General features: G+C 60.7%; 3 protein-coding genes. All 3 read right to left on the reverse strand.

Annotated features, from left to right (window positions below):
• Positions 1-672 (reverse strand): Gfo/Idh/MocA family oxidoreductase (locus Q0341_RS09265; RefSeq protein ID WP_299512425.1); only part of this gene is annotated, 672 nt, incomplete at its 3' end.
• Complete coding sequence (locus tag Q0341_RS09270; RefSeq protein WP_299512427.1) at positions 669-1,541, reverse strand: phytanoyl-CoA dioxygenase family protein; 873 nt, start codon at positions 1,539-1,541, stop codon at positions 669-671. The genes Q0341_RS09265 and Q0341_RS09270, both read right to left, overlap by 4 nt.
• The gene (locus tag Q0341_RS09275; RefSeq protein ID WP_299512430.1) at positions 1,538-2,224 is read right to left on the reverse strand and encodes a GntR family transcriptional regulator; all 687 of its coding nucleotides are present in this window, start codon (positions 2,222-2,224) and stop codon (positions 1,538-1,540) included. The genes Q0341_RS09270 and Q0341_RS09275 overlap by 4 nt, the downstream gene beginning before the upstream one ends.
• Between the last annotated feature and the right edge of the window lie 74 nt (positions 2,225-2,298).

Consider the following 2,298-nt stretch of genomic DNA (forward strand, 5'->3'; position numbering starts at 1 on the left):
GGAGCCGTCCAAAAAGCTGTTGAACATTTTGGGGTTGAGGCCCCCACGCTCGGCTTGCTCGGGCGTGAGGCCGTAATAGCCCCAAACGGTTTCGGGCGTTGATTCGCTGAAGTGCGGCAGCCATTTGTGGCCCCGGCCTGCGGCCACGACCGGAAAGCCGCAGGTGCGTGCCCAGTCCACCAAATCGCAAATGAGGGCGGGCTGATCGCCAAAGGCCAATGAATAGACCACGCCCGCCAATTGCGCACGGGTGGCGAGCAAGGGGCCACAAAAGGCGTCGGCTTCCACCGTCACGTTGACCACATGCTTGCGGTTCGCGAAGGCTTCCAGAATGTGGTCCACCGCGTGCAGGGGTGAGCCGGTGCACTCGACGATCACGTCCACCGACGGGTGGCGCACCAGACTTTGCCAGTCGTCGCCCACATGGGTGGTGCCGAGTTTGACGGCATCGTCCAAGCTCTTGGCGGTCAGGCGCTCAGCTTCCCAGCCCACGCGGGCCAAGTTGGCGCGGGCACCATCAGGCGACAGGTCGGCAATGCCCACCAAATGCACGCCGGGGGTGCGCGGAATTTGCGCCAAATACATGGAGCCGAATTTGCCCGCGCCGATCAGGCCGATGCGGATGGGGCGGTTTTCTGCCGCACGTTGCAGGAGTTTGGCGTGCAAGTTCATGCGGCTTCTTTCAGTGTTTCGAGGGAGGTTTGCAAGGCGCTTTCGGGCATGCCGTTTTTCCAAGGCAAATCCACCGGGTAGCTGTTCACCAGGCAGTCGTCGGGCAAGCAGCTGATGGGCGTGAAATCGCGGTGCGCGATGTATTCGGGGCGCTTGTGGCGGCGGATGTGGTTGGACACGGCGCACAAGCTCAGGTAAACGCTCACCCGGTTCCAGGGCGAGAGGTTGCTGGCCGAAGCGTGCACCAGGCAGCTGTGGAACAAGATCATCGAGCCGGCTGGGCCCGTGGGGCTGACGATGCCGCCTTCTTTGCCTCCGGCCCTCTCGACCAATTGGCTGATCAGGTCGTTGTCCACCGTCCATAGCGGGTAGCTGGTGGTCGACAAATCGTGTTTGGCCTCGACCACGCCTTTTTTATGGCTGCCGGGGATGAACATCAGCGGGCCGTTGAAAGGGTTCACATCGTCCAGAAAAATCGCCACGTTCATGGCCCGCTCGGTGGGCATCAGGTCGTCGTTCAGCCAAGTGCCGTAGTCCTGGTGCCACTGCCACACGTCGCCTTCAAAAGCCATCTTGCCGTTGATCTTGAACTGGTGCATGTAGAGCTCTTCGCCGAAGAGCTCTTGCACGGGCTCAATCATGCGGGGGTGGCGTGCCAGCTTGGCAAAGGGCTCGCTGTACATGTGCGCCGCAAAGTTGGTGCGCACCGCCTCTTTGCCTTTTTCACGGACGTTGTAGGCCTCGCGGCGGCTGTACAACTCGGGCACAGCATCGGTCAGATTTTTGGTTTCTTCGGGCGTGAACAGTCCGGGGAAAAACAAATAACCGTCGCGGTCAAATTGCTCGAGTTGTTCGGGGGTCAGTTTCATGCTTGTGCTCCTGTTTTGAGGTGTTGAATTTGTTCGGACAGTCGGGCCGTGAGTTGCACGCTGGCTTCGTGGGCGTGTTCTTGCACCAGAAGCTCTGCCAAGTCGGCATGTCCAGAGGCAATGGCCTGCGCGATGGCTTCATGTTCATCCCACACCGTTTGGCGCTGCTGTGAGGACTGCAGCACGGCGCCCATGACACGTTTGAGGTGGTGCCAATGCAAGTCCACGCTTTGGGCGATCAGGGGGTTGCCAGATGCGTCATAAATGGCGCGGTGAAAGGCCAAATCGGCCTGGATCATGGCTTGGACATGGCGGCCTCGTTCAGCCGCTCGGCCTTGCGCCAGGATGGCCGGATCCAGTCGAGCCCCCCGCTGCGCCGCCAGACGAACAGCCAAGGCGTCCAAACTGCCGCGCACTTGGTAGACCTGGGCAATCCAGCCGACGTCGAGTTGTGTGACCCGCACACCCCTTCCAGGTGCGTCTTCCACCCAGCCGTCTTTTTTGAGCAAGCGCAGCGCCTGCAAGACCGGTTGGCGCGAGACCGACAAGCGTTGCGCCAAGTCCTCTTGCGTCAGGCGCTCACCCGCCATCAGCGTGCCTTCGCTGATGGCGTCCAGCAAACGGGCATACACCTGCTCCACCAAATCGGGGGCTGGGGTCAATTGAATGAGAGGGCTGTTCATGTCTGTATACAGAATACAAAAATAGCCCGCACCTCCCCATTGGTGTTTACCCGAAACGCCGCAGACAGCACCAC

It is taken from the genome of uncultured Limnohabitans sp., from assembly GCF_937889215.1.
In the GTDB taxonomy this organism is placed as follows: Bacteria; Pseudomonadota; Gammaproteobacteria; order Burkholderiales; family Burkholderiaceae_C; genus Limnohabitans_A.